The following is a 19,228-nucleotide window of genomic DNA, read 5'->3' on the forward strand; positions in this document are numbered from 1 at the left end:
TGTGTGGGTTGGTGGGCGGGTCGGGGACACACCCGGCCGGCCCCTGTGCGGTACCCGGCCGGGGTGTCGTGTTAGACCGCGACGGCGTGGTGGTGCTCGCGGACGCGGTGGTCGAGTTTGAGGACCTCGAGGAGGTGCGGTGCCTGGGTGTGCTCGCGGCGTGCTGCGACGTCGACGCGGTCGATGAGGGTGGCGCTGATGCCGGGGTTTCCGCCGGCCAGGGCGAAGGTGGCGGCCAGGGTGAGGCTTTCGATGCGGGCCTGCCCGCTCAGGTGATCGGCGATGCGGGTCCACAGCAGTGCGGCGGCCAGGGGGCGGCGTTCGGCGATGTGGTGCAGCGGGGTCTTGTTGAAGGTGTCGTCGAGGACGAGTCGTCCGGCGAGCTCGGCCAGGCCGCGGCTGGGGTCGGGTTTGCCGGCGAGCAGTTGGGTGTGTAGTGCGGCCAGGATAGCGATGCTGTTGTAGGACATGATGTTTCTTCCGTTCTCCTGTGGTGCTTGGTTGCGCTGGTCAGCGCTAGGGGTGCGGTCAATCGGGTGAGGGTGGGCTGTCAACCCCGAAGAGTCCGGTGGTGGTGCCGGCGGATTTTCGGCCCGCGAGCGGCAGCGAGTTGGTAGGGCCGGAAATGTCCTTCGCCGCCGGCGCCGACGCCGGGCGTGGGTTGACCGCTCGGGCCCCCGGCCGATTACGCTTTACCCCCTTGCTGATGGCAATAGAGTTGAGCGGCTAAGGATTACGCGGCGGGCGGGCGGCAGCGCAGCCCGGGCGGCAAACTTGGCCGGGTTGGGCCGGAAGAAAGAGGGGGACCCAGCCAACCCTCGGTGTGGCGGGGGAGTTGGCCGGGCCCGGGGTGTTAGAACAGGCGCCCGGCGCGGTGCGGGTCGTTGTGGCAGGAGCAGCCACAGCGCCAGCAGAAACCGGGCAGGGACAGCTTGAGCAGAATGCCGCCTTCGTGCGGGCCGCCGAGGCGATGCCCGCACTGATCGTGGCGGCCCTGGTCGCACGTTTTGGTCGGTGCGTTCTCGGGCATCTCGACGATGACTGGGGCGCCGTTGATTTCGTCGGGGAAGGTGATCCAGCGGCGCCGGATGACCAGGCCGAGGTGGCGTTCTTCGCGGAAGGCCACGGTGGCGCGGCGTTTGAGGCACTGGATCGGTGCGGCGGTGGTCGCGGCCCATTGTTCCCAGAACTCGCTCATGATTGGTCTTTCGGAGTGTGGCCGGGTCAGGACCGGTCGGTGACGTGTTGGGTCAGGGCGTAGGCGGCGCGGGTGAGCCGCAGGCTTTCGGTGATGAACGCGGCCACGTCCTCGCCGCTGGTACCTTCGCTGAACTCGACGTCGTAGACCTGGTCACTGAGCAGGGCGCTGACCGCTGCGTGGGCTCCGGTGAGTGCGCTCAGGGCGGTGTTGAGGCTGGCGACGAGTTGGGCGCGGTGGTGTTCGATTTCCAGATCCCAGTCGGCGTAGAGGTTTTCGGCATCGGCGTCGCTGCCCGCAGCGGGCGGCTGGTGCGGGTCGTGGTCGGTGCTGGTCCACGGGTCGATGGTGTGCTCGGTGGTGTTCATGGTCAGGATTCCTTTGCGGTAGTGGTGATCTGCGCCTGGTGGCGCGGGCTTCGGGGGACCGGTGGGGTGGCGGTGTCAACCCCGCAGAGGCCGGCGGATCAGCAGGAGGCGGCCCCGGCCGCCGGTGCCGCACGGGCGCAGCGGGAGCCCGCCCGTCAGGGCGGCGGGAGCGTAGAACGGGCGAGCCCGCCGGGTGTGGGTTGACAGCGACGGGGTCCTCACCGGTCATACTTGCTGCCCGCTGACAGGTAAAAATGGTGAGGGACTACGGATTTCGGTGAATACTCCGCATCAGAGTCCGTGTAATATGCATTGCAGCCTATATCGCTTTCAGGCCATACTTGGGTGGTGTTGATCGATTGGACAGCGGAGTTCGATGGTTGGCTCAATCGGTTGGAATCCGCCGCCGAGGAGGGCAGCCGGATTGCCCGGCTGCAACTCGACTACATCGTGCCCAGCTGGTGGTTCTTGAGGAACCCGTCGAGGAGACCCGCGGTACTGCGGCGTGTGCGCCAGTCGAGAAAGTTTGCGGTGTTGGCGGGTTTCGCATCCGTTCGATCCGGATGTCGCGGTTCGGCTGACTTGTTGGTTTCCCGATGACCAGCACGTGGTGGTGGCGCTGTTCGCCGGCGACAAAGCCCGCATGGGCGATGTGTTTTGCAACATCGGCGCTCGCGCGGACGCGGCGATCGCGCAATGGCAACGAGAGGTGCAACGAGATGGCTAGGGACAGGGGTAATCAACGCCTGCAGGACATGCGTGCCGATGCGCAGCGGGCGGCGCGGGTGGCCGCGATCCGCGAGGGGATGCGCGAGGTGGACCGCCAGTACGCCATCAATCTGGCGGCCATCCGCAAAGCTGCCGCGTTGACACAGACCGACCTGGCCGCACGGTTGGGGATCAGCCAAGGCTCGGTGTCAAAGATTGAGGGCCAGCAGGACTGGCTGTTGTCGACCCTGGCGGATTACATGCGCGCCGCGGGCGTCGAGAACGCGCGTCTTGCGGTGACTGTCAACGGCGAGGACATGGAGTTCACCCTCACCTAGCGCGCGGTCGGGCGCGTCGGTGGTGGTGGAGCTGGTGGTGCTCTTGCCGTGCGAGCAGGGCACGTCTCGTCCCGGCAGGTGCGGAGGTCTGTCGTACAGCTACGTCATGATGGGAGCTATGAGCACCGACAGTCGCTACCCCCCGACAATCGTTTCCGTACCGCAGGGGCTTACAGCGATCGATGCGGACGGCAAGGTTCTGCCGATCGTCGCGCTGCGCGTCGACTACAACCCGGCTGCCCCTGCTGACTACGGCGAGCCCGCGACGAAGATCACCCCGCTTTACCTTGCCGAAGGAGGGTCAATCGGTGCGGTCTTCAACGAAGCGACAATTGGTTTGAGCGAGGCCTGGACGCCTGCGTCTTTCGTCGGCTACATCGAGACAGCACTATCGATGGACGATCCGGGCCCTTTCCGTTGAGGTTGAGAACGCGTGGCGGTGAATGTCGCTGTCGCAGTAATCTGGTGGCGTGATCGAGACGGCGTTGTGGCGGTTGATGGTGGATTCACCGGGTCCGGTGCCGGTTGCGCTGGCGGCGTGGGTAATCACCGGTGAGTGGCCAGCCCACCAACGGCGTTGCGACGTCGCAGTGTGCGAGTTGCCGTACTAAGTTGTGGCGCGCCTGTTTTAGGTGGCTGTTGGCGGACGGTACAGGTAGGGCGTTCCCGCATCGGGGCACCTCGCTCCGAGGAACTGCAGCCGGCATGAACAGCGCCGTAATGCCAGGATCTCGCTATCTACGGTGATGAACTCGGCCCCGACACGACGGTGTCGCGTGGTGGGAATGCCCACGTCGCCATCGCCATCGGCGGGCGGGAACACAGAGGGTGGCACGGGTCGATTCCTCGGATCAGTTCAGCAGTTGCAGGCCGTCGGCCAGGGAGGCGAAGCGGCCGTGTTCTTGGCCGTTGGTGGTGGTTTTTTCGCCGAGCCAGATGCCGATGATTTCGGCGGATCCGGTCGCGGTGGTGAGCCAGACGGGGCCGCCGGAGTCGCCGGGAATGCTGGCCGGCATGCCGGTGGTGAGGTATTGGTTTTTGCCGGCGTATCCGGTGATGGCTCCGCAGTGTTGGCCGCTGGAGACTCCGGTGCGGCAGACTTGCTGGCCTTTTTCGGGTTGGGGGTGACGGTTGGTGGTGGGGGTGTCACCGATGTAGGCAAGCGGCAGTGATCGGATACCGAAGTCGATCAGGCCGTAGTCGGGGCCGCCCTGGTAGGGCGGTTCGACGATGGCGCGGGTGAAGTCTCCGGTCAATCCGGTGCGGGTGGCGCGGGCGTAGCCCGCGGTCTTGCCTCGGCAGTGCCCGGCGGTGACGGCGTAGGTGTGCAGGTCGCGGCCGGTGTAAACGTAGCCGATGGTGCAGAACATGGTGGCATCGGCGGCGGCACTGAGGTATTCGATGCGGTCACCGGGGCTGACCGTGGGTATGTCGGCTCGGGCCGGTGGTGATCCGGCTACAGCCAGGACAGCCAGGAAAAGGGCGGTCGCGGCCGCGCGGGCTGGGCTGGTGATGTGCATGGGTTCCTACCTCGAGGAGTGCGGGCGGTGGGGGCGGAGGTGTCGTTCGGAGCGCAGCTGGGCGCGTGCGCACAGGCCGTCGATTCAGGCGCGGGCGGCGTGGGCGGCCGGGCCGCCGGTGCGGCCTGCGGCCGCGGTGATGGCGGTGGTGACTTGGGCAGTGACCAGGGTGTCGATGCCGGTGTTCATGCGGACTCCTGCAGGCGGGGTTCGGCAGTGGCGCTGCGCCGGTAGTCGGCGGCGGCGCGGGTGCGCAGTGCGGTGACGGTGCGCAGGGCCGTCTCGGCGGTTGCTGAACGTTTGTGGCGCACGATCTTGGTCAGCTGCTGGTGTTGGTGGTGCACGGCGCGCAGCTGGCGGGCGGCTTCGGCCAGCCACCGGCGGTGGGTGTGCGCTTGGGTGACGGTGGCGCGCGCTTCGGCCAGCGCGGTCGCGCATTGGTCGGCGGCCTCGGCGGCGGTGGCGGCCAGGGCCAGGGCGTGCAGTTCGTCGAGGCCGACCACGGTGAGTCCGCCGAACGGTTCACCCGGTTGCCACAGGCCGGCGGCGAGGTGATCGGTGATGTCGGATTTATCGGCATGCAGCGCTGCGAGCACGATGACAACCTGCGCGGCGCGCCGGCGCAGCCGGGTGTGCAGGTCCAAGGCGCGCCGGTAGCCGGCCAGATCCCGGTCGGCGGCGATGACCACCTTCAGGCCGTCGAAGTGCGCCAGCAGGTCGTCGGTGAAGTTGGCGGCTCCTTGGGCGTTGGTGGTGGCCAGACGGCCTGCGCCGGTGAGGGTGTCGGCGTCTTTCTCGCCTTCGGTGATCCAGATCCACTGGTCGCCAGCGGCGGCGGTGCTGATCGCGCTACTGCGGTAGAGCACGGGGGTGAATCCTTCGGGTTTGCGGTACACCCAGCGGCGGCCGTCGCGGTAGCGTTGCTGAAATCGTTTGTGCCGGTTGCCGTTGCATCCGCATTCTTGGCGCACCACTTGCTGGTGGGGCAGTCCGCGGTCGGTGGTGTAGGTGTAGACGCGCACCGTTGTCCACTGGTGGTCGACGCGCTCGGCGGTTCGGGTGATCCGCGCGGGCAGCGGACCCGAGACGAGCGCGGGTCGCGCAGCGGCGGTGCGACGGTGCCGGGCGGGGTGATTCGCGGGTGCCGGTGCGGGGGCGTCGAACAGCTCGGCCACCCGCAATCCGAGGGCGGCGGCGAGGTCGGCAATGCTGGCCTGGCAGCTAAAGCAGTGCATCAGGACCGCGCCCCCCTGCTCGCCGCGCCCGGTGGGCCGCCAGGTGACCGACAGCGACGGGCTGTGGTCGGTGTGCAGCGGGCAACTTGCCATGAAGGCATCGGTCCCCCGGGGGCGGATGAGGTGACCGGCAGCCTCGAACGCCTGGTGGACGTGCTCGAATGCATCACGCGGCCGCCAGGTGTGGTGTGCGGAGCTCATCGCGGGACCCCGTTGTCGATGACGGCGTGCACGACGGCGTAGGTGGCGCGAGCGTTGCGGATGGCTTCGTCCAGGAACGCGGCGACGTCGCGGCCATCGCGGCCGTCGATGAAGTCGACGTCGTAGATGGTGTTGCTGCACAACCGATCCAGGGTGTCGGCCGCGCTTTGCAGGGATTCGATGCCGGCCGCGATGTGGGCGAGCAGTTGGCCGCGGGTTTCACCGATGCGTTCGAGATGGTCGAGTTCGAACGCATCGGGCAGGTCGTGGTCCAGGGCGGCGAAAGTAGGCATGGCAGTCGTCCTTTTCGATGGAAGGCGGCCTAGGCGGCCAGCGCCTTAATGCGGTCCGGGCGGAAGCCCCCCCAGTGCGTGTCCTCGGCGACCACCACGGGTGCTTGCAGGTAGCCCAGCGCCATCACGTAGTCGCGGGCCTCGGCGTCGGTGGTGATGTCGATTGTCTGGTAGTGCACGCCTGCTTTATCGAGGGCGCGGAATGTGGCGGTGCATTGCACGCATGCGGGTTTGGTGTAGACGGTGAGAGTAGACATTGGTAGCCTCCTGATAGTAAATGCGGGATGGGTTATCGATAATTCAATATTACTGCGCCAATTAGGCTGGCGCTACATCGGTGAGAAACAAATTTGTTGATCTTTTGTCACGGATTCCCTGTGCGTATCGGACGCCGGAATCACTGCTCTTCACCGCAGGCCGACACTAGTCAGTCCAGTTGTTTGACAGCGCATTTCGCTTGGGACGGGTCTCCTTGTCTGGTCACTGTGCAGCGCGGCGGTGTCGCCCTGATTCTCGCGCGGAGTGACCCGGCGAAGAAATGCATTCTCTGACGGATTCCGCCCATCCAGTAACCAAGATTGATTGTCGTAATTTATTGGCTGATGCGTTCCCCTCCTGCACACTTCATTTGATTCCCGTCCGTCTGTGACATCTATTCTTTTTGCCCTTCTGGCAGCACGATCTAGACCGGGTTACGGGCGGTGGAGCGCAAGGCCCGGGCGCGAAGTTTTGCCAGGGAGCCCGTTGTGTGGGCGAGCGGCTCGGGGAAAAGTTCGCGAGCCCGCCACGGCCCGGAGCAACGCGCAGGCCGGTGCCTTGCGTGCAGCCGATCCGGCCGGTCACGATCGACAAGCCAGAAGGCAAGATGCGGTGTGCTTGTTGCACAACGGGGTTGGGCCGGTCAGATGGGAGTGGGGGCCAGCGCCGAAGCCCTGACCCCCACCAGCCGCCGAAGTTACTGCTTCCCGGCGTCGGACAGATACTCGCTGTAGACGGTCTCGGCATCGGTTGTGCCGGTGATGATTTCCTCGACCGCTGCCAGTGGGTAGTCGTTGGAGGCCAGCCACCGCAGGTAGTCCGCGCTGCCGACGCGAGGGCCGTAGCCGTGCGCGGGCCTGCGCCAGGCGTCCTTGGGGGTTTCGGCTTATGTATGACTGAACACTGTTCGTGCCCAAGAAGAAGTGGTGGGACACCATGCGTAAGCGACGGTCGGCCCGTTAACGAGTGTTGGTGTGTCGAATGTCCCTCGGCAGCCGTCTTGAGCCGATGCGCTGCAGGTGAGCGGGGCTGTCTCTTGCAGTTGGTGCCCGCTTCAGGCCCGCGCCGCGGCGTCATCGGGTCAGCCGCGCGTTGTTGGGCGCGGCTGTGTCGGGCCCACATCGATTCGCCGATCGGTTGAACTCGCTGCGATGCTTCAGTCGCTGGTTGGGTTGGTGGAGGCGGGTTCAGCGGTGGCGGCGCGGTGAGTGTCGCTGGCCGCGGCTGGGTGCGTTCGTCGCGGGAGTGTGACTAGTGCGGTGCTGATGGCGATGATGGCGAATGCGGCTGTGGCGACGAGTGTTTGGTGCGTGGTGATCCAGGTGCCGACTCGGGCGACGCCGGTGGCCAGGGGATCTGGGGGGAGGCGGTGTCCTGTGAGTTGTGGGATCCAGTAGTGGAGCAGATAGACCCCGGATGCAAAGAGAATGGTCCCGGCGATCCGGGTCATGTGCGGCATCAGTGGCCGCATGCGCTGTGTGGCAACGGTGTTCGCGACGGCGGCCAGTAGTGCGACGGTGAGCAGAAGGGTGGCTGAGCCGGCGGTGTAGGCGCCGAAGACAACGAGTACACCGGACACGTTGCTGGTGGCCAGTGCCTGGCTGATAACCGAGAGCAGGATCGCGATGCTGCAGGAGGCCGAGGCGATCGCGTACCCGACACCGTAGAGGAGCATGTCCAGGGGCCGTTGAGGATTGCGGCCGAAGTGGGGGCCGGGCAGCCGGATTGGGATATGGCGCCCGGCCAGCATGACCAGTCCGGCAAGGGTCAGCATCGCCGCGAGGACGGTCGCGGCCCACGGGACGGCGCCGATGAGTTGGCGCAGCCCGAGTGCTGCGGCCACGCCGAGAACTGTGAAGGTGCCGGCAAATCCGATGGTCAGCGCCGCGCCGGCGCGCAGCCCCCGGCTGATCCTGGCCGCCAATCCCGCGGACGTGTGCTCACCGGTGGCGGTGTAGGCCAGCACGGCGGGCAGCACCGCGAATCCGCACGGGTTGATGGGGGCGATCATGCCGGCGCCGAAGGCAAGTGCCAGTAGTCCGTTCACCGATCGGCCACTTTGGCTAGTGCCGCTTGGAGTTGTTGGGCGGAGGGTTCGACGGCGCGGAATACTTCCTTGCCGGTGGTGTCGATGATCACCACGGTGGACAGTTGGGTGATATTGAACCGGCGGGCCCAGGCGGTGTCGGTGTCGATCGCGTTGGCCACCCCCGCTGCGTTGTTGGCGGTGAGGAAGCCGGCGACTTCGGATTGCGGCTCCTGCCCGGCGATGTCCACGGCGACGAAGTCCGCCCGGGTGGGGTTCTGGGCTTGGGTTTGGGCGAGTGTTTGGGCGGTAGGCCCGCAGGTGCCGCATTCGACGGCGAAGAACAACACCACTGCGGGTCGGGAACCGGGCACGGTGAGCGGTGTGCCGGTGGCGGTGTGCGCAGTCAAAGTAGGTGTGGCGCCACCGTTTTGGTCTGCCGCAGCGTCGGTCCACGGGTGCCAGCAGAGCACGACATAAGCGATGGCCGCTGCGGCGACTACCACGCCGCCGATGATGATCAGGAGCCGCCGTCGCGGGCCGGTGTGCACGGTGGGTGTGCTGGTGTCGGTCATGATCGCTCTCCGTTAACGCGGTGCTGGTCGCCGGTGTTGGGGTGTGTGGGTGGATCGCAGTGCGGTGACTGCTGGCCGTGGTGGCGGGATCGGCGGTGATACACGGTGTAGGTGAGCGCGGCGAGCAGCACCGCCGCGGCGGTGCCGATGACCCACCCGTTACGCACGAGGCCGCCGATCACGGCCAGCGCACCCGAGGCGATGAGCAGCGGCGCCGCGCAACAGGCGATCGCGGCCACGGCCAACGTTATGGCGCCCAGGATCGCTGCCAGCGTCCCGGTGTCGTGGTGTTTGGTCACGGCGCGATCTCCTCGCGGCTGGCCGGGGCGCTGCGCATACAGGCGGCCAGCGCGGCGGCGTTGTCGGCGGCCACCGAGCGCGCCAGCAGCACCAGTTCGGCCACCCGCGGGTCGCTCACCCGGTAGTAGGCATAGCGGCCGTGGCGGCGCAGCTGCACATAACCGCAGTCCGATAGGCAGGCCAGGTGGGTGGAGATGCGGCCCTGGGACAGGCCGATGTGTGCGATGCATTCGCTGACGGTGTGTTCCTCGTTGAGCAGGAACTCCAATAGCCGCAGCCGGGCCGGGTCCCCGAGGGCGCGGAAGAACTTCGCCACCATCTCGACGCCGTTGGCGGTGGCTGGCAACAGCGTGGGGCTGGGGTGGGGAGTCTCGGGCACGAAAACACGGTCCTTCGATTGAGTCGCTGATATTCGGATAAACAGATACTAGGATGCCATCTATATATTCGGCAAGGCGGATACGTGAGGATGGGAAGCATTGTGGTCAGTTATGACCTGGCGGTGATCGGCTCGGGGGGTGCCGCGTTCGCGGCGGCGATCGCCGCCCGCGGCAAGGACAAAACCGTGGTGATGATCGAGCGCGACGTGACCGGGGGCACCTGTGTCAATACCGGTTGCGTGCCGTCCAAGGCGCTGCTGGCCGCGGCCGAGGCCCGCCATGTGGCGCTGGACCAGCACTTTCCGGGCATCGCCACCGCGGCGGGCCCGGTGGATGCCCCCGCGCTGATCGGCGGCAAGGACGCCCTCGTGGAGGGGCTGCGCGCCGACAAGTACGCCGACCTGGCCGCCGAATATGGGTGGGAGATCGTGCCGGGGCAGGCCCGCTTCGCCCCGGGGCCGGTGCTGCAGGTGCAGTTAGGGGACGGGGGGCGCGCGCGTATCGAGGCCGAGCACTATCTGATCGCCACCGGTTCCGCGCCGCGCATCGACCGGCTCGACGGCCTGGATGGCATCGACTACCTGACCTCCACTACTGCGATGGCCCAGACCGCGCTACCGGAATCGCTGGTCGTGGTCGGCGCCGGCTATGTGGGGCTGGAACAGGCGCAGTTATGGGCGCGGCTGGGGATGAGGGTCAGCATCGTGGGCCGCTTCACCCCGCACACCGAACCCGAACTGGCCGAGCGACTGGCGGCGGTGTTCGCCGATGAGGGCATCACCGTGATCGGCGAGCGCGCTGTCCGCGTGGATCCCGACAACGCCGGCGTCATCGTCGCGACCAGCGGCGGTCAGCGGGTGAGCGGGCAGCGGCTGCTGGTGGCGACCGGGCGGGCACCGGTGACCGCCGGGTTGAACTTAGACGCCGTCGGCGTGGCCACCGCTGACAGTGGTCGGGTGGTGGTCGACGGGCAGCTGCGCAGCGCCAACCCGCGGATCTGGGCGGCCGGTGATGTCACCGGTCATCCGCAATACGTCTACGTCGCCGCCGCCCACGGCGCCGTGGTGGTCGACAACGCTTTTGACGGGGCCGGGCGCAGCGTCGATTACCGCGCGCTGCCGGCGGTCACCTTCACCTCGCCCAGCCTGGCCACCGTTGGGCTGACCGAGGCCGATGCCCAGGCCCAGGGTTATGACTGTGAGTGCCGGGTGCTGTCGCTACAGAACGTGCCCCGCGCGATTGTGAACCGCGACACCCGCGGCGCGATCAAGCTTGTCGCCGAACGTGGCACCGGGCGCCTACTCGGTGCGCATGTGCTGGCCGCCGGCGCAGGTGACGTCATCGCCGCCGCCGTCTACCTGCTGGCCAACAAGATGACCGTGCAGCAGGTGGCGCAGCTGTGGAGCCCGTATCTGACGATGGCCGAGGGCCTCAAACTGGCCGCGCAAACCTTCACCCGCGACGTCACCAAACTGTCCTGCTGCGCCGCCTGAGAAACATGCAGTATCGAGGGAGGGCTACATGACTACCATCGCGCTCGCCCCGCCGAACCGGGTGCCCGCCACAGCAATCACACTTTGGCGGGTGGTGTCGTGATGATCTGGTCCAGCAGAGGCGAATTCGCCGAAGATCTGCTCGTCGGGGCTGTCGGCGGCTATGTGGGCACCAAAGTGATGGAGCCGGTGAGCAGCAAGCTTTACCAGCGCGAATCCCAGCGGGATCGCCAGCGTGAAGACGCCGCCCGGCCCGGCCCGCCGTTTCAGGTCGCCGCCGACAAGACGCTCGACCTGCTCGGCATCCACCTACCCGACCCGGTGCGAGAGCGCGCCGGGATGGTCGTGCACTACGGGCTGGGCATCAGTTGGGCGCCGGTGTATGCGGTCCTGCGCCGCGCGGTCGGCCTGAACCCTGCGGTGGCCGGTCTGCTCACCGGCGCGTCGATGTCACTGATCGTCGATGAGATGCTGACCCCGCTGCTGGGGTTCAGCGCCGCAGACCGCGCCTATCCGGTCAGCACCCACGTGCGCGGATTCCTGGCGCATCTCGCCTATGGCGCGGTCACCGCCGCCGTCATCGAGGGCTGGTGGGCGCTGCGGCGCCGCCGCCCCTGACCACCGCACCCACCCGAAGGAGACAATCCGTATGGCAGAGCACTTCGACGCCGTCGTGATCGGCGCCGGCCCGGGCGGCGAAGTCGCCGTCGGGCGGCTGATTTCCGCCGGCTTGCGCGTGGCACTGATCGAGCGGGAGCTGATCGGCGGGGAATGCGCCTATTGGGCGTGCATCCCATCCAAGACGCTGCTGCGGCCCACCGAGGCCCGCGCCGAAGCCGCGGCCGCCGCCGGGTTATCGCGGCCGGCGCTGGATTGGCCGGCGCTGCGGGACTATCGCGACTACATGATCCGCCACCTCGACGACACCAATCAGGTCACCGGCTATCAGCGGCAAGGGGTGACGGTCCTCAAAGGCACCGCCCGGTTGACCGGTCGTGACCCCTGGCGCATCAGCGTCGCCGACACCGAGATCACCGCGGCGCATGTGGTGATCGCCACCGGTTCGCAGCCGGTGCGCCCACCCATCGACGGCCTCGACGACCTGGACGCGACTGTGGTGTGGACCAACCGCGAGGCCACCACCCTGCGCGAGATCCCGCAACGGGCGGTGATGATCGGCGGCAGCGCGGTCGGGGTCGAGTTGGGGCAGTTCCTGGCCCGCATGGGCAGCCACGTCACCCTCGTGCAGCGCGGCCCGCGGCTGCTGGACCGCGAAGACCCGCGAGTCGGTGAGCTGGTCGCTGCCCGGTTACGCGACGACGGCATCGACGTGCGGCTGGGCCGCCAAGCCACCCGGGCGCGCCGCGACGGCGCCGACGCCGTGGTCGAGTTCGACGACGGCACATCGGTGCGCACCGATGTGATCGTGCTGGGCGCCGGACGCGAACCCGCCACCGCCGGCCTGGGCCTCGACAGCGTCGGCGTCACCATCGGCGATCGCGGCGAGCTGGCCGTCGATGAGCACTGCCGGGTGACCGGTGATGGGTTGTGGGCGCTGGGCGATGTCACTGGTGTCGCGTTGTTCACCCACGTCGCGATGTATCAAGCCCGGGTGGTCGCCGACAACATCGCGGGCACCTCGCGGCGGGCGCACTACACCGGCATTCCGCGGGTGGTGTTCGCCCAACCCGAGATCGCCGCCGTCGGAATGACCGGTGAGGAGGCCCAAAGCGCAGGCCTGGACGTCGTCAGTACCGAACTGAACCTGCCTGATGCGTTGGCGCGGCCGTGGACCTATGAAACCCAGCCCGCCGGCACCCTCGGGCTGCTCGCCGACCGTAGTCGCCGCGTCCTGGTTGGTGCGTGGGCGGTGGCTCCGATGGCCGGGGAATGGATTCATCAGGCCGCGTTGGCCATCCGCGCCCAGGTTCCCATCGACGTCTTGCTCGACGGCATCGCCCAATTCCCCACCTACAGTGAGGCCTTGCTGCATGCCGCCGAACGACTCGACCTCGGTCCACGCAAGCCGCAGGAGAATTCATGAACCACCACAGTTTTCACGCTGACGTGTTCACGGTCGGTGAGCTGTCGCGCCGCACCGGCATCCCGATCAAGGCGGTGCGGGAGTACACCGATCAGGGCTTGGTGAACACCATCGGGCGCAGTCCCGGCGGGTATCGCACCTATACCCGCGAGGCGCTGCGCTGCCTGCAGTTGATCAGCACGCTGCGCGGTATGGGACTGACGCTGCGTGAGATCGGTGACCTGACCCGCCCGCACCCCCAACCGCCGGGGATACGACTTGCCGCACTGCTGGCGGCGTCGCGGCAGCGCACGAATGAGCGGATCGCGGCGTTGCAAGCCACGCTGGACCGCATCGACGCCTACGAACTGCCTCACGTTCCTATCGGGCTCACACCGGCGAGGCGGCCCGGAACGCATCGACATCACCGGTATCGACCTCGCCGACCTGGTGCGCCAGGAGCACCACTCCTACCTGTTTGACCACTGGCCCGAACTTCGGTGGGCAGCGCGGGTCACCGTTCCGCTGCGCGCCGGTGACGTCACCTTGCACCACCGCCGCACCGCACACTGCGCCGGTGCCAACCACACCGCCCAGAACCGGGTATCAATGCTGATCACCTACACCGACGCCCAAGCCACCTACCAGCCGCTTCCCGGCCACGACGGGCTCCCATATTCCCCGGGTCAACCACTGCCCGATGAACGTTACCCATTGATCAGCTCAGCGCCATGTGATGGTTAAGCATCAGCCGAGCCGTCGGTATACCGAATTGACATGGTGCACACCAGCTCCCGCACGACTACACGCAGGACCGGTTCGGTCACAGTCATCAGCTGGGCAGGCCTACTTGAGTGGCTGGGTCATCGACTGACACCTTGATCGCGGCGACTCCTGCTGAAGCAGCGGGCGCCCAGACATCGACGGATTGGCACATGCGAGTGTCTGCCGTGTGTCGGTCGCGCGCATGCGATAGACGCCGCGGTAGCTTTCCAGGCAATGCCGATCTTAGGTTGGCGAGTGCATTTCACGCATCGACAATTGGTGATGCCGCGCACGGCGCGGCCAACGCTGCAGAGCCTGAACACAGACGTAGTCGCAGAGTGGTTGGACAGCAAGGGCATTGAGGACGGCGTGCCATTCTTGATATCGCCTGACGGCCACTACGACATCGACCTGAACACCTACTTCCTGTTGCACCCGGCGCCGGAAAACACTCAGGCAGCGATCGCCTACGACCTAGCGAATTTCCTGACGTTTCTGTGGCACCATCGCCAACCGCTCGGAAAGCGATCGTGGCGCGACGCGACCCCCGAAGATCGCGCAGCCTATCACCGGTGGCGGCGCATCGATGAGCGCGGGCCTGGGGTGAGGGGTGCCACGTGGGGCCGCGAAGTCGCCACCGTGAACTCGTTCTACCGGTGGGCAACCGAATCGGGATTCGTTGAGCACAACCCGATCTTGCAGCGGGCAGCGCGCGATCGCCGATGGCGCCGTCGCGAGGAGGCGGGACTGACGCCTGCCGAAGCACCCAAGGACGGCCATCGTGAAGACTTGGCGTGGTTGCCACCGGCGTCCTATCGCCGCTGGCGCGATGTTGGTGTTCGCGGGTATCTGCCCACCGGTCTGCTCGATCAGTCGTTCGGTGGCCGAAACGCTGCCCGCAACGCCACCTTCTGCGATCTGATGGTTCGCACCGGATTGCGGCTGACCGAGCAGGCCAGCCTGACCATGTTCGACGTGCCCGACATGGACACCCATCGCGCCTACTCGCCGACCCGATTGCCGGCGGCGATCGCCAAGAATGGTTCGGGCCGCCGGATCTACATCCCGGCCACGGTGTTACGCGAGGTGTGGGACTACATCCGCTTCGACCGCGCCGAGCTGATCGAACAAGCCCGCAGCCGCGGCAGCTACAACCAGATTGCGGCCAAACTGGTTGTTGAGGACCCGCAATGCGCGGTGATCGCGCCGCGCACCAGCGGTGGTCGCCGCCGCCCGGTGGAGACTCTCAATCCACGCCAGCGTCGGCGCCTATTCATCTGTGGCGCCGAGGGTTTGGAACCGGCGACGCTGTGGTTGAACCGCAACGGGCTGCCAGTCATGCCGGGAACCTGGCAGTCAATGTTTGGTGATGCCAACGACCGCTGCCGACGCCACGCGGTGGACCTGCGGGCTCACCCGCATTTGTTGCGCCACACCTACGCGGTGGTGACGTTGGAGCAGCTACAACGTGAGCACATCCGCGAGCTGGGCGCCATGAACCCGGCGCAGCGCACGACTTATGAGCAGATTTTCGGTGATCCGCTGGACTGGGTGCGCCGGCGCTTGGGGCATCGATCGGTGGAAACAACGTTCAAATATCTGCACACCCTCAACGAACTCGCCATGGAAACTCGGCTAGCGCTGGTTCCTGACGAGTGGGCCGAATTGCAGCTGCCGGCCGGCGAATTGAGCGGCGAGATCGCCGACGAGAAGATCGTTGACACCGCGGATTCGGCGTGACGAGCCCAGAGCCGAGCGAGGCGCCGCGCCAAGGACCCCTCACACGCAGGGGCCGCCCCGCCGATCGCCCTGAGGGCGTCTACGAACCACCCGAGCGGGTGCAGCCCACGGGCAGCGGATTGGAAGTGGCGGTGGTGGGGAGAACGGGCGTCGCCGCACGTTCAAATTGAAGACGTTCCCACTGCCGGGCTGGCATAAGCCGTTGGCCGACGCCTTCGCCCGCTGCACCGGTGCCAGTGGAACGCTACGGACACCCGAGAGTGCAGCCGGAGTGTTCTGGTGCTGGCACCGCTTCCTGGTCGCGTTGGCGTCGCTGGTGGATCCGCCGGCGACGCCCGGGGAGCTGACCGTCGACCATCTCGAGTGCTACTGGCGGCAACGCCATGCGCAGGTGAAACAACGCGGACTGGTGCATGAGGTTAGAGCTGTGGGCCGTGTCGTCGGCGAGATGCCGGCGGGCATGATCGCCGAGGAGGTCGATGCGTGGCTGCATCGCCGTCGTTCTGTGGGCCAGAATCCCGCCATCGGCGGGTATTCCGACCGGGAATTCAACGCGATCATGGCGGCGGCCCGGTCGGAGGTCGCCGCGATCCGATCGCGGCTTCAGCGCGGCCAACGCCTAGTCACCCGCTATGAGCGTGAGCCTGACACGTTGAGCGCCGAGGAGCGTCGACTCGCGAAGGTGCTGGCCGAGATTGCGGCTACCGGTGAGATTCCAGTTATCGCCCACGATTCCAGGGCGTGGGACAACCACCCGATGATGACGCTGGCACGCCAGCTGTTTGTCACCGGCTTCGATTTGGGCCCGCTACTGACATTGGCCGTCGGAATCTCGGGGCGCAACCTGGAAACCCTCAAAGATCTCACGATCGAGCACGATGTGTTGGAGGACAAGGCTGTCCGGGTGGAGGTGATCAAACGCCGGCGCGGTCCTGCACGCATGTTCGAGACGGTGCACTGGGAGATCGGCACTCCCAGCCAGCAGCTACGCCGCCCCGGCGGCTATTACCTGCTGCTCGAGCAGATGATGCGGCTGGGTCGGTCGTTCAGCGGCACGTCGTCGCTGTGGTCGGTGTGGGATCCGCCCGACGGTCACCACGGCCCGTTCGACGTGGGATTGCATCTGAAGGACTGGCATATGCAGCGCTGGAAGCAGCGCCACCCCCTCCTTGATGACAACGGTCAACCGCTGCAGATCACTTCGCTGCGCTTGAAAAAGACAGTGGACATTCGCAATACCCGCGCCGCCGGCGGCCATCTGCCCTCGTCGATTCGCTCCAACACCATGCCGGTGCTGTTCACCAACTATCTGCGCGGCGATCCGTCGGTGCATGACTGGGCGGGCGGGGTGATCACCGCGGCGCTGTCAGACGCCGAGACCGCAGCCCAGGCTTGCCACGCCCGGGTGCTGGCCGGTCAGGTGACAACGCCGAACAACGCAGCCCTCCAATTGGATGTGACCGCTACCACCGCCACAGACCTGTTGGCCGGAAATCTCGATACCGCCGTGACCGCCTGCGCTGATATCGATCACAGCCCTCTCGATGGCGGAGGTCGCTGCGGTGTGTCATTCCTGATGTGCTTCGGCTGCTCGAATGCCCTCGTCACCCACAACCACATCCCGAAACTGAAAGCGTTGCTGGACTGGTTGATCGATGAGCGCGGCAAGATCGCACTGGATCTGTGGTGGCGCCGTTACGGCATGGCGTGGATAGCGATCACCGAACACATCCGCCCGAAATTCACTCCAGCGGAATGGGATCGAGCACAGCCCGCTGAGGGTCTGCCCGAGCTGTTGGCGTTGCTGGATGGCCCGCAGGAGCCACGATGACGACGCCCCAGGTGGCTCACACCCCGGTGTTCATCGACCCGGACGCCTTCGTCCTGGGTGGACACGAACTCCGCGAGGGAATCGAACTTGCCACCACGTCGCGGTTCGGCGATGACATCTGGGACCTGCACCCGATCAACCACCAGGACCAGCTGGCTCGCAGCATCTTGAACTTCCCCACGCTGCCCGAGCCGTTCCGCGCGGTCACCAAAGAACTGTTCTACGCCTTGCTGGTTGGCGAGCTGCCACCCGGGGAGGCCCGCCTCAAGCAGGTCTCTATTCGTATTGCCTTTAGCCACGTGAAGAAGTTCTTGGACTGGTCACACGGTCGGGGCCGCTGCACACTAGCCGCGATCACCCGCGAGGACCTCGTCGACTATCAACAATGGGTCCTGCTCACGGATTTGAGTCCAACACAGCGCGGTATGCACCGGCGGGCCGCCCGGCTGTTTTGGGTGTTCCGCGACGCCCTACACACCGACCGGCTCACCGTCGACCCGCAACGTTTGCAGGCATGGCACAACCACAGCAGCCATCCACCCCGGCGTATCGAGAACGCCACCGATCGGATTCCCGAGGAAGTGATCAGCCCGCTGCTGGTCTGGGGGTTGCGGTGGGTCAACGACTTCAGCGTCGACATCCTCGCCGCACGTGAGGAATGGTGGTCGCTCTACACCGCCAGGCATGCAATGGATCAACGCAAACCCTTCGCCGGCGGGCCACTCCCAGCACGACTGGCCAAGCTGCAGCACCTGCTAGATGACTACCGCAGCCAGCGCCGCCCGCTGCCAACGACTGCTGACGGCGAAGTCAATGCGAACTTCCTTGCCCGACAACTACACACGGAATCCACGTTCATCAGCCGAGCGACCGGACGTGCGATGGTCGCGGCCGCCGCGGCAGAGGTAGGCTTCGCAGACGGCTGCTATCTGTTCACACCAGTACGGGCATGCATCGACAGCGCGCCCTGGCTGACCGGATTCGACTATCACCGAATGCCCGAGCTGAGCCGAATGTTGCTGACCGCCTGCTACGTGGTGATCGCATACCTGTCAGGGATGCGCGACAGCGAAGTCAAACATCTCCAGCGAGACTGTGTGAGCCGCCAACGAGACGCCCAAGGGAACGTCTACCGACGCACCATCACCAGTCGCGCGTTCAAGGGCGAGACCCCGAAAGGAGTCACCGCCTCATGGGTAGTGTCGGAATCTGTTGAGCGAGCAGTCGGCGTTCTCGAACAACTCCAACCCGACGACGCGAAGTACCTATTCACAGCACTGTCCGCAACGATGGGTTCTTGCGGAACCGATCGCTCCCGCTCGGTGACCATCAAGTGCACCAATAAGAATTTGAACGAATTCGTCGACTGGATCAACGCCTACTGCGCCGCACACAACCGGGCCGACGACATCCCGCTCATCCGGCGCCAACGCTGGCGGCTCACCAGTGGCCAGTTCCGCCGCACCCTGGCATGGTTCATCGCTCGCCGCCCCGGCGGCGCCATCGCCGGCACGATCCAATACCGCCACCACAGCATCCAAATGTTCGAGGGCTATGCGGGAACAACCGAATCCGGGTTCCGCGGCGAGGTCGAGGCCGAACAATCACTGCAACGCGGCGAGCGCCTCTTGGCCATGATCGAGAACAATGAGCACCATGACTTACGGGGACCTGCGGCCCCCGAAGCCGAAGAACGGCTCACCAACTGAATCGCCCCGGTGAGTCCGGAGACTTTCTGTTTTGAGGATTCAGCCGGCGGCTGGCCTCTGGTGTTGAGCGTAGTAAGCGGCCTCAAGCTGAGCGGGTGGGACGTCGCCGCAGTATTCGTAGATCCGGTCGCAGTTGAACCAGTCGACCCAGCGTGCGGTGGCCAATTCGACGTCATCGACGGTGCGCCAGGGCTTACCGGGTTTGATCAGTTCGGTCTTGTACAGGCCGTTGATGGTCTCGGCTAGGGCGTTGTCATAGGATTATCC

22 protein-coding genes and 1 pseudogene are annotated in these 19,228 nt (G+C 66.3%); 11 read left to right on the forward strand and 12 right to left on the reverse strand.

What is annotated here, in order from left to right; all coding sequences use genetic code 11:
• Positions 1-71: 71 nt before the first annotated feature.
• From MKCMC460_RS30300 to MKCMC460_RS30310, 3 genes are all read right to left on the reverse strand, one after another.
• Entirely contained in the window at positions 72-470 is a 399-nt protein-coding gene (locus MKCMC460_RS30300) for a hypothetical protein (RefSeq protein WP_054586046.1), read from the reverse strand.
• Positions 471-853: 383 nt separating this feature from the next.
• On the reverse strand, positions 854-1,198 hold the full coding sequence (locus tag MKCMC460_RS30305) for a hypothetical protein (RefSeq protein ID WP_054586047.1): 345 nt from the start codon (positions 1,196-1,198) through the stop codon (positions 854-856).
• A gap of 26 nt (positions 1,199-1,224) precedes the next feature.
• Complete coding sequence (locus tag MKCMC460_RS30310; protein WP_054586048.1) at positions 1,225-1,566, reverse strand: hypothetical protein; 342 nt, start codon at positions 1,564-1,566, stop codon at positions 1,225-1,227.
• 719 nt (positions 1,567-2,285) lie between these two features.
• On the opposite strand from MKCMC460_RS30310, the gene MKCMC460_RS30315 reads away from it, so the two are divergent.
• From MKCMC460_RS30315 to MKCMC460_RS30325, 3 genes are all read left to right on the forward strand, one after another.
• Complete coding sequence (locus MKCMC460_RS30315; protein ID WP_197521993.1) at positions 2,286-2,612, forward strand: helix-turn-helix transcriptional regulator; 327 nt, start codon at positions 2,286-2,288, stop codon at positions 2,610-2,612.
• 118 nt (positions 2,613-2,730) lie between these two features.
• Positions 2,731-3,033, forward strand: a complete 303-nt coding sequence (locus MKCMC460_RS30320) for a hypothetical protein (protein ID WP_131811263.1) — start codon at positions 2,731-2,733, stop codon at positions 3,031-3,033.
• Positions 3,034-3,082: 49 nt separating this feature from the next.
• Positions 3,083-3,223, forward strand: a complete 141-nt coding sequence (locus tag MKCMC460_RS30325) for a hypothetical protein (protein ID WP_156803067.1) — start codon at positions 3,083-3,085, stop codon at positions 3,221-3,223.
• A gap of 240 nt (positions 3,224-3,463) precedes the next feature.
• Here the strand turns inward: MKCMC460_RS30325 and MKCMC460_RS30330 are convergent, their stop codons facing one another.
• The 8 genes from MKCMC460_RS30330 to MKCMC460_RS30365 form a co-directional block, all read right to left on the reverse strand.
• Complete coding sequence (locus tag MKCMC460_RS30330) at positions 3,464-4,132, reverse strand: hypothetical protein (protein WP_054586051.1); 669 nt, start codon at positions 4,130-4,132, stop codon at positions 3,464-3,466.
• Between the two features lie 185 nt (positions 4,133-4,317).
• Complete coding sequence (locus MKCMC460_RS30335; RefSeq protein WP_054586053.1) at positions 4,318-5,568, reverse strand: hypothetical protein; 1,251 nt, start codon at positions 5,566-5,568, stop codon at positions 4,318-4,320.
• Positions 5,565-5,861 carry a hypothetical protein gene (locus MKCMC460_RS30340; RefSeq protein ID WP_054586054.1) on the reverse strand — a complete coding sequence of 99 codons (297 nt, stop codon included), beginning with the start codon at positions 5,859-5,861 and terminating at the stop codon, positions 5,565-5,567. The genes MKCMC460_RS30335 and MKCMC460_RS30340 overlap by 4 nt, the downstream gene beginning before the upstream one ends.
• Positions 5,862-5,890: 29 nt before the next feature.
• Positions 5,891-6,118 carry a glutaredoxin-like protein NrdH gene (gene nrdH / locus MKCMC460_RS30345; protein WP_054586055.1) on the reverse strand — a complete coding sequence of 76 codons (228 nt, stop codon included), beginning with the start codon at positions 6,116-6,118 and terminating at the stop codon, positions 5,891-5,893.
• A gap of 1,157 nt (positions 6,119-7,275) precedes the next feature.
• Entirely contained in the window at positions 7,276-8,166 is an 891-nt protein-coding gene (locus tag MKCMC460_RS30350; protein WP_174900778.1) for a cytochrome c biogenesis CcdA family protein, read from the reverse strand.
• Complete coding sequence (locus MKCMC460_RS30355) at positions 8,163-8,720, reverse strand: redoxin family protein (protein WP_055576801.1); 558 nt, start codon at positions 8,718-8,720, stop codon at positions 8,163-8,165. The genes MKCMC460_RS30350 and MKCMC460_RS30355 overlap by 4 nt, the downstream gene beginning before the upstream one ends.
• Positions 8,717-9,019 (reverse strand): hypothetical protein, encoded by a 303-nt coding sequence (locus tag MKCMC460_RS30360; protein WP_055576802.1) that lies wholly within the window; start codon positions 9,017-9,019, stop codon positions 8,717-8,719. Before MKCMC460_RS30360 ends, MKCMC460_RS30355 begins: the two co-directional genes overlap by 4 nt.
• Positions 9,016-9,339, reverse strand: coding sequence for a helix-turn-helix transcriptional regulator (locus MKCMC460_RS30365; RefSeq protein ID WP_238306264.1), 324 nt, complete (start codon positions 9,337-9,339; stop codon positions 9,016-9,018). The genes MKCMC460_RS30360 and MKCMC460_RS30365 overlap by 4 nt, the downstream gene beginning before the upstream one ends.
• 150 nt (positions 9,340-9,489) lie before the next feature.
• Here MKCMC460_RS30365 and merA point away from each other — a divergent pair, with 150 nt between their 5' ends.
• The 8 genes from merA (at position 9,490) to MKCMC460_RS30400 (ending at position 18,961) form a co-directional block, all read left to right on the forward strand.
• On the forward strand, positions 9,490-10,893 hold the full coding sequence (merA, locus tag MKCMC460_RS30370) for a mercury(II) reductase (protein WP_065132389.1): 1,404 nt from the start codon (positions 9,490-9,492) through the stop codon (positions 10,891-10,893).
• A gap of 102 nt (positions 10,894-10,995) precedes the next feature.
• Positions 10,996-11,511, forward strand: a complete 516-nt coding sequence (locus MKCMC460_RS30375; protein WP_055576805.1) for a hypothetical protein — start codon at positions 10,996-10,998, stop codon at positions 11,509-11,511.
• Positions 11,512-11,542: 31 nt separating this feature from the next.
• Complete coding sequence (locus MKCMC460_RS30380) at positions 11,543-12,937, forward strand: NAD(P)/FAD-dependent oxidoreductase (RefSeq protein ID WP_055576806.1); 1,395 nt, start codon at positions 11,543-11,545, stop codon at positions 12,935-12,937.
• Positions 12,934-13,398, forward strand: a complete 465-nt coding sequence (locus MKCMC460_RS30385; protein ID WP_063892812.1) for a MerR family transcriptional regulator — start codon at positions 12,934-12,936, stop codon at positions 13,396-13,398. Before MKCMC460_RS30380 ends, MKCMC460_RS30385 begins: the two co-directional genes overlap by 4 nt.
• A complete protein-coding gene (locus MKCMC460_RS31975) occupies positions 13,340-13,660 on the forward strand; it encodes a phytanoyl-CoA dioxygenase family protein (protein WP_232007743.1) in 321 nt (106 codons plus the stop codon). Before MKCMC460_RS30385 ends, MKCMC460_RS31975 begins: the two co-directional genes overlap by 59 nt.
• Before the next feature lie 276 nt (positions 13,661-13,936).
• Entirely contained in the window at positions 13,937-15,421 is a 1,485-nt protein-coding gene (locus MKCMC460_RS30390) for a site-specific integrase (protein ID WP_232007736.1), read from the forward strand.
• Between the two features lie 202 nt (positions 15,422-15,623).
• On the forward strand, positions 15,624-17,252 hold the full coding sequence (locus MKCMC460_RS30395; protein ID WP_238306126.1) for a hypothetical protein: 1,629 nt from the start codon (positions 15,624-15,626) through the stop codon (positions 17,250-17,252).
• Positions 17,249-18,961, forward strand: a complete 1,713-nt coding sequence (locus MKCMC460_RS30400) for a hypothetical protein (RefSeq protein ID WP_238306127.1) — start codon at positions 17,249-17,251, stop codon at positions 18,959-18,961. Before MKCMC460_RS30395 ends, MKCMC460_RS30400 begins: the two co-directional genes overlap by 4 nt.
• A gap of 39 nt (positions 18,962-19,000) precedes the next feature.
• Here the strand turns inward: MKCMC460_RS30400 and MKCMC460_RS30405 are convergent.
• Positions 19,001-19,222, reverse strand: a pseudogene (locus tag MKCMC460_RS30405) (integrase core domain-containing protein); the annotation flags it as partial.
• Between the last annotated feature and the right edge of the window lie 6 nt (positions 19,223-19,228).

It is taken from the genome of Mycobacterium sp. 20KCMC460, assembly GCF_022179425.1.
Classification (GTDB): Bacteria; Actinomycetota; Actinomycetes; order Mycobacteriales; family Mycobacteriaceae; genus Mycobacterium; species Mycobacterium kiyosense.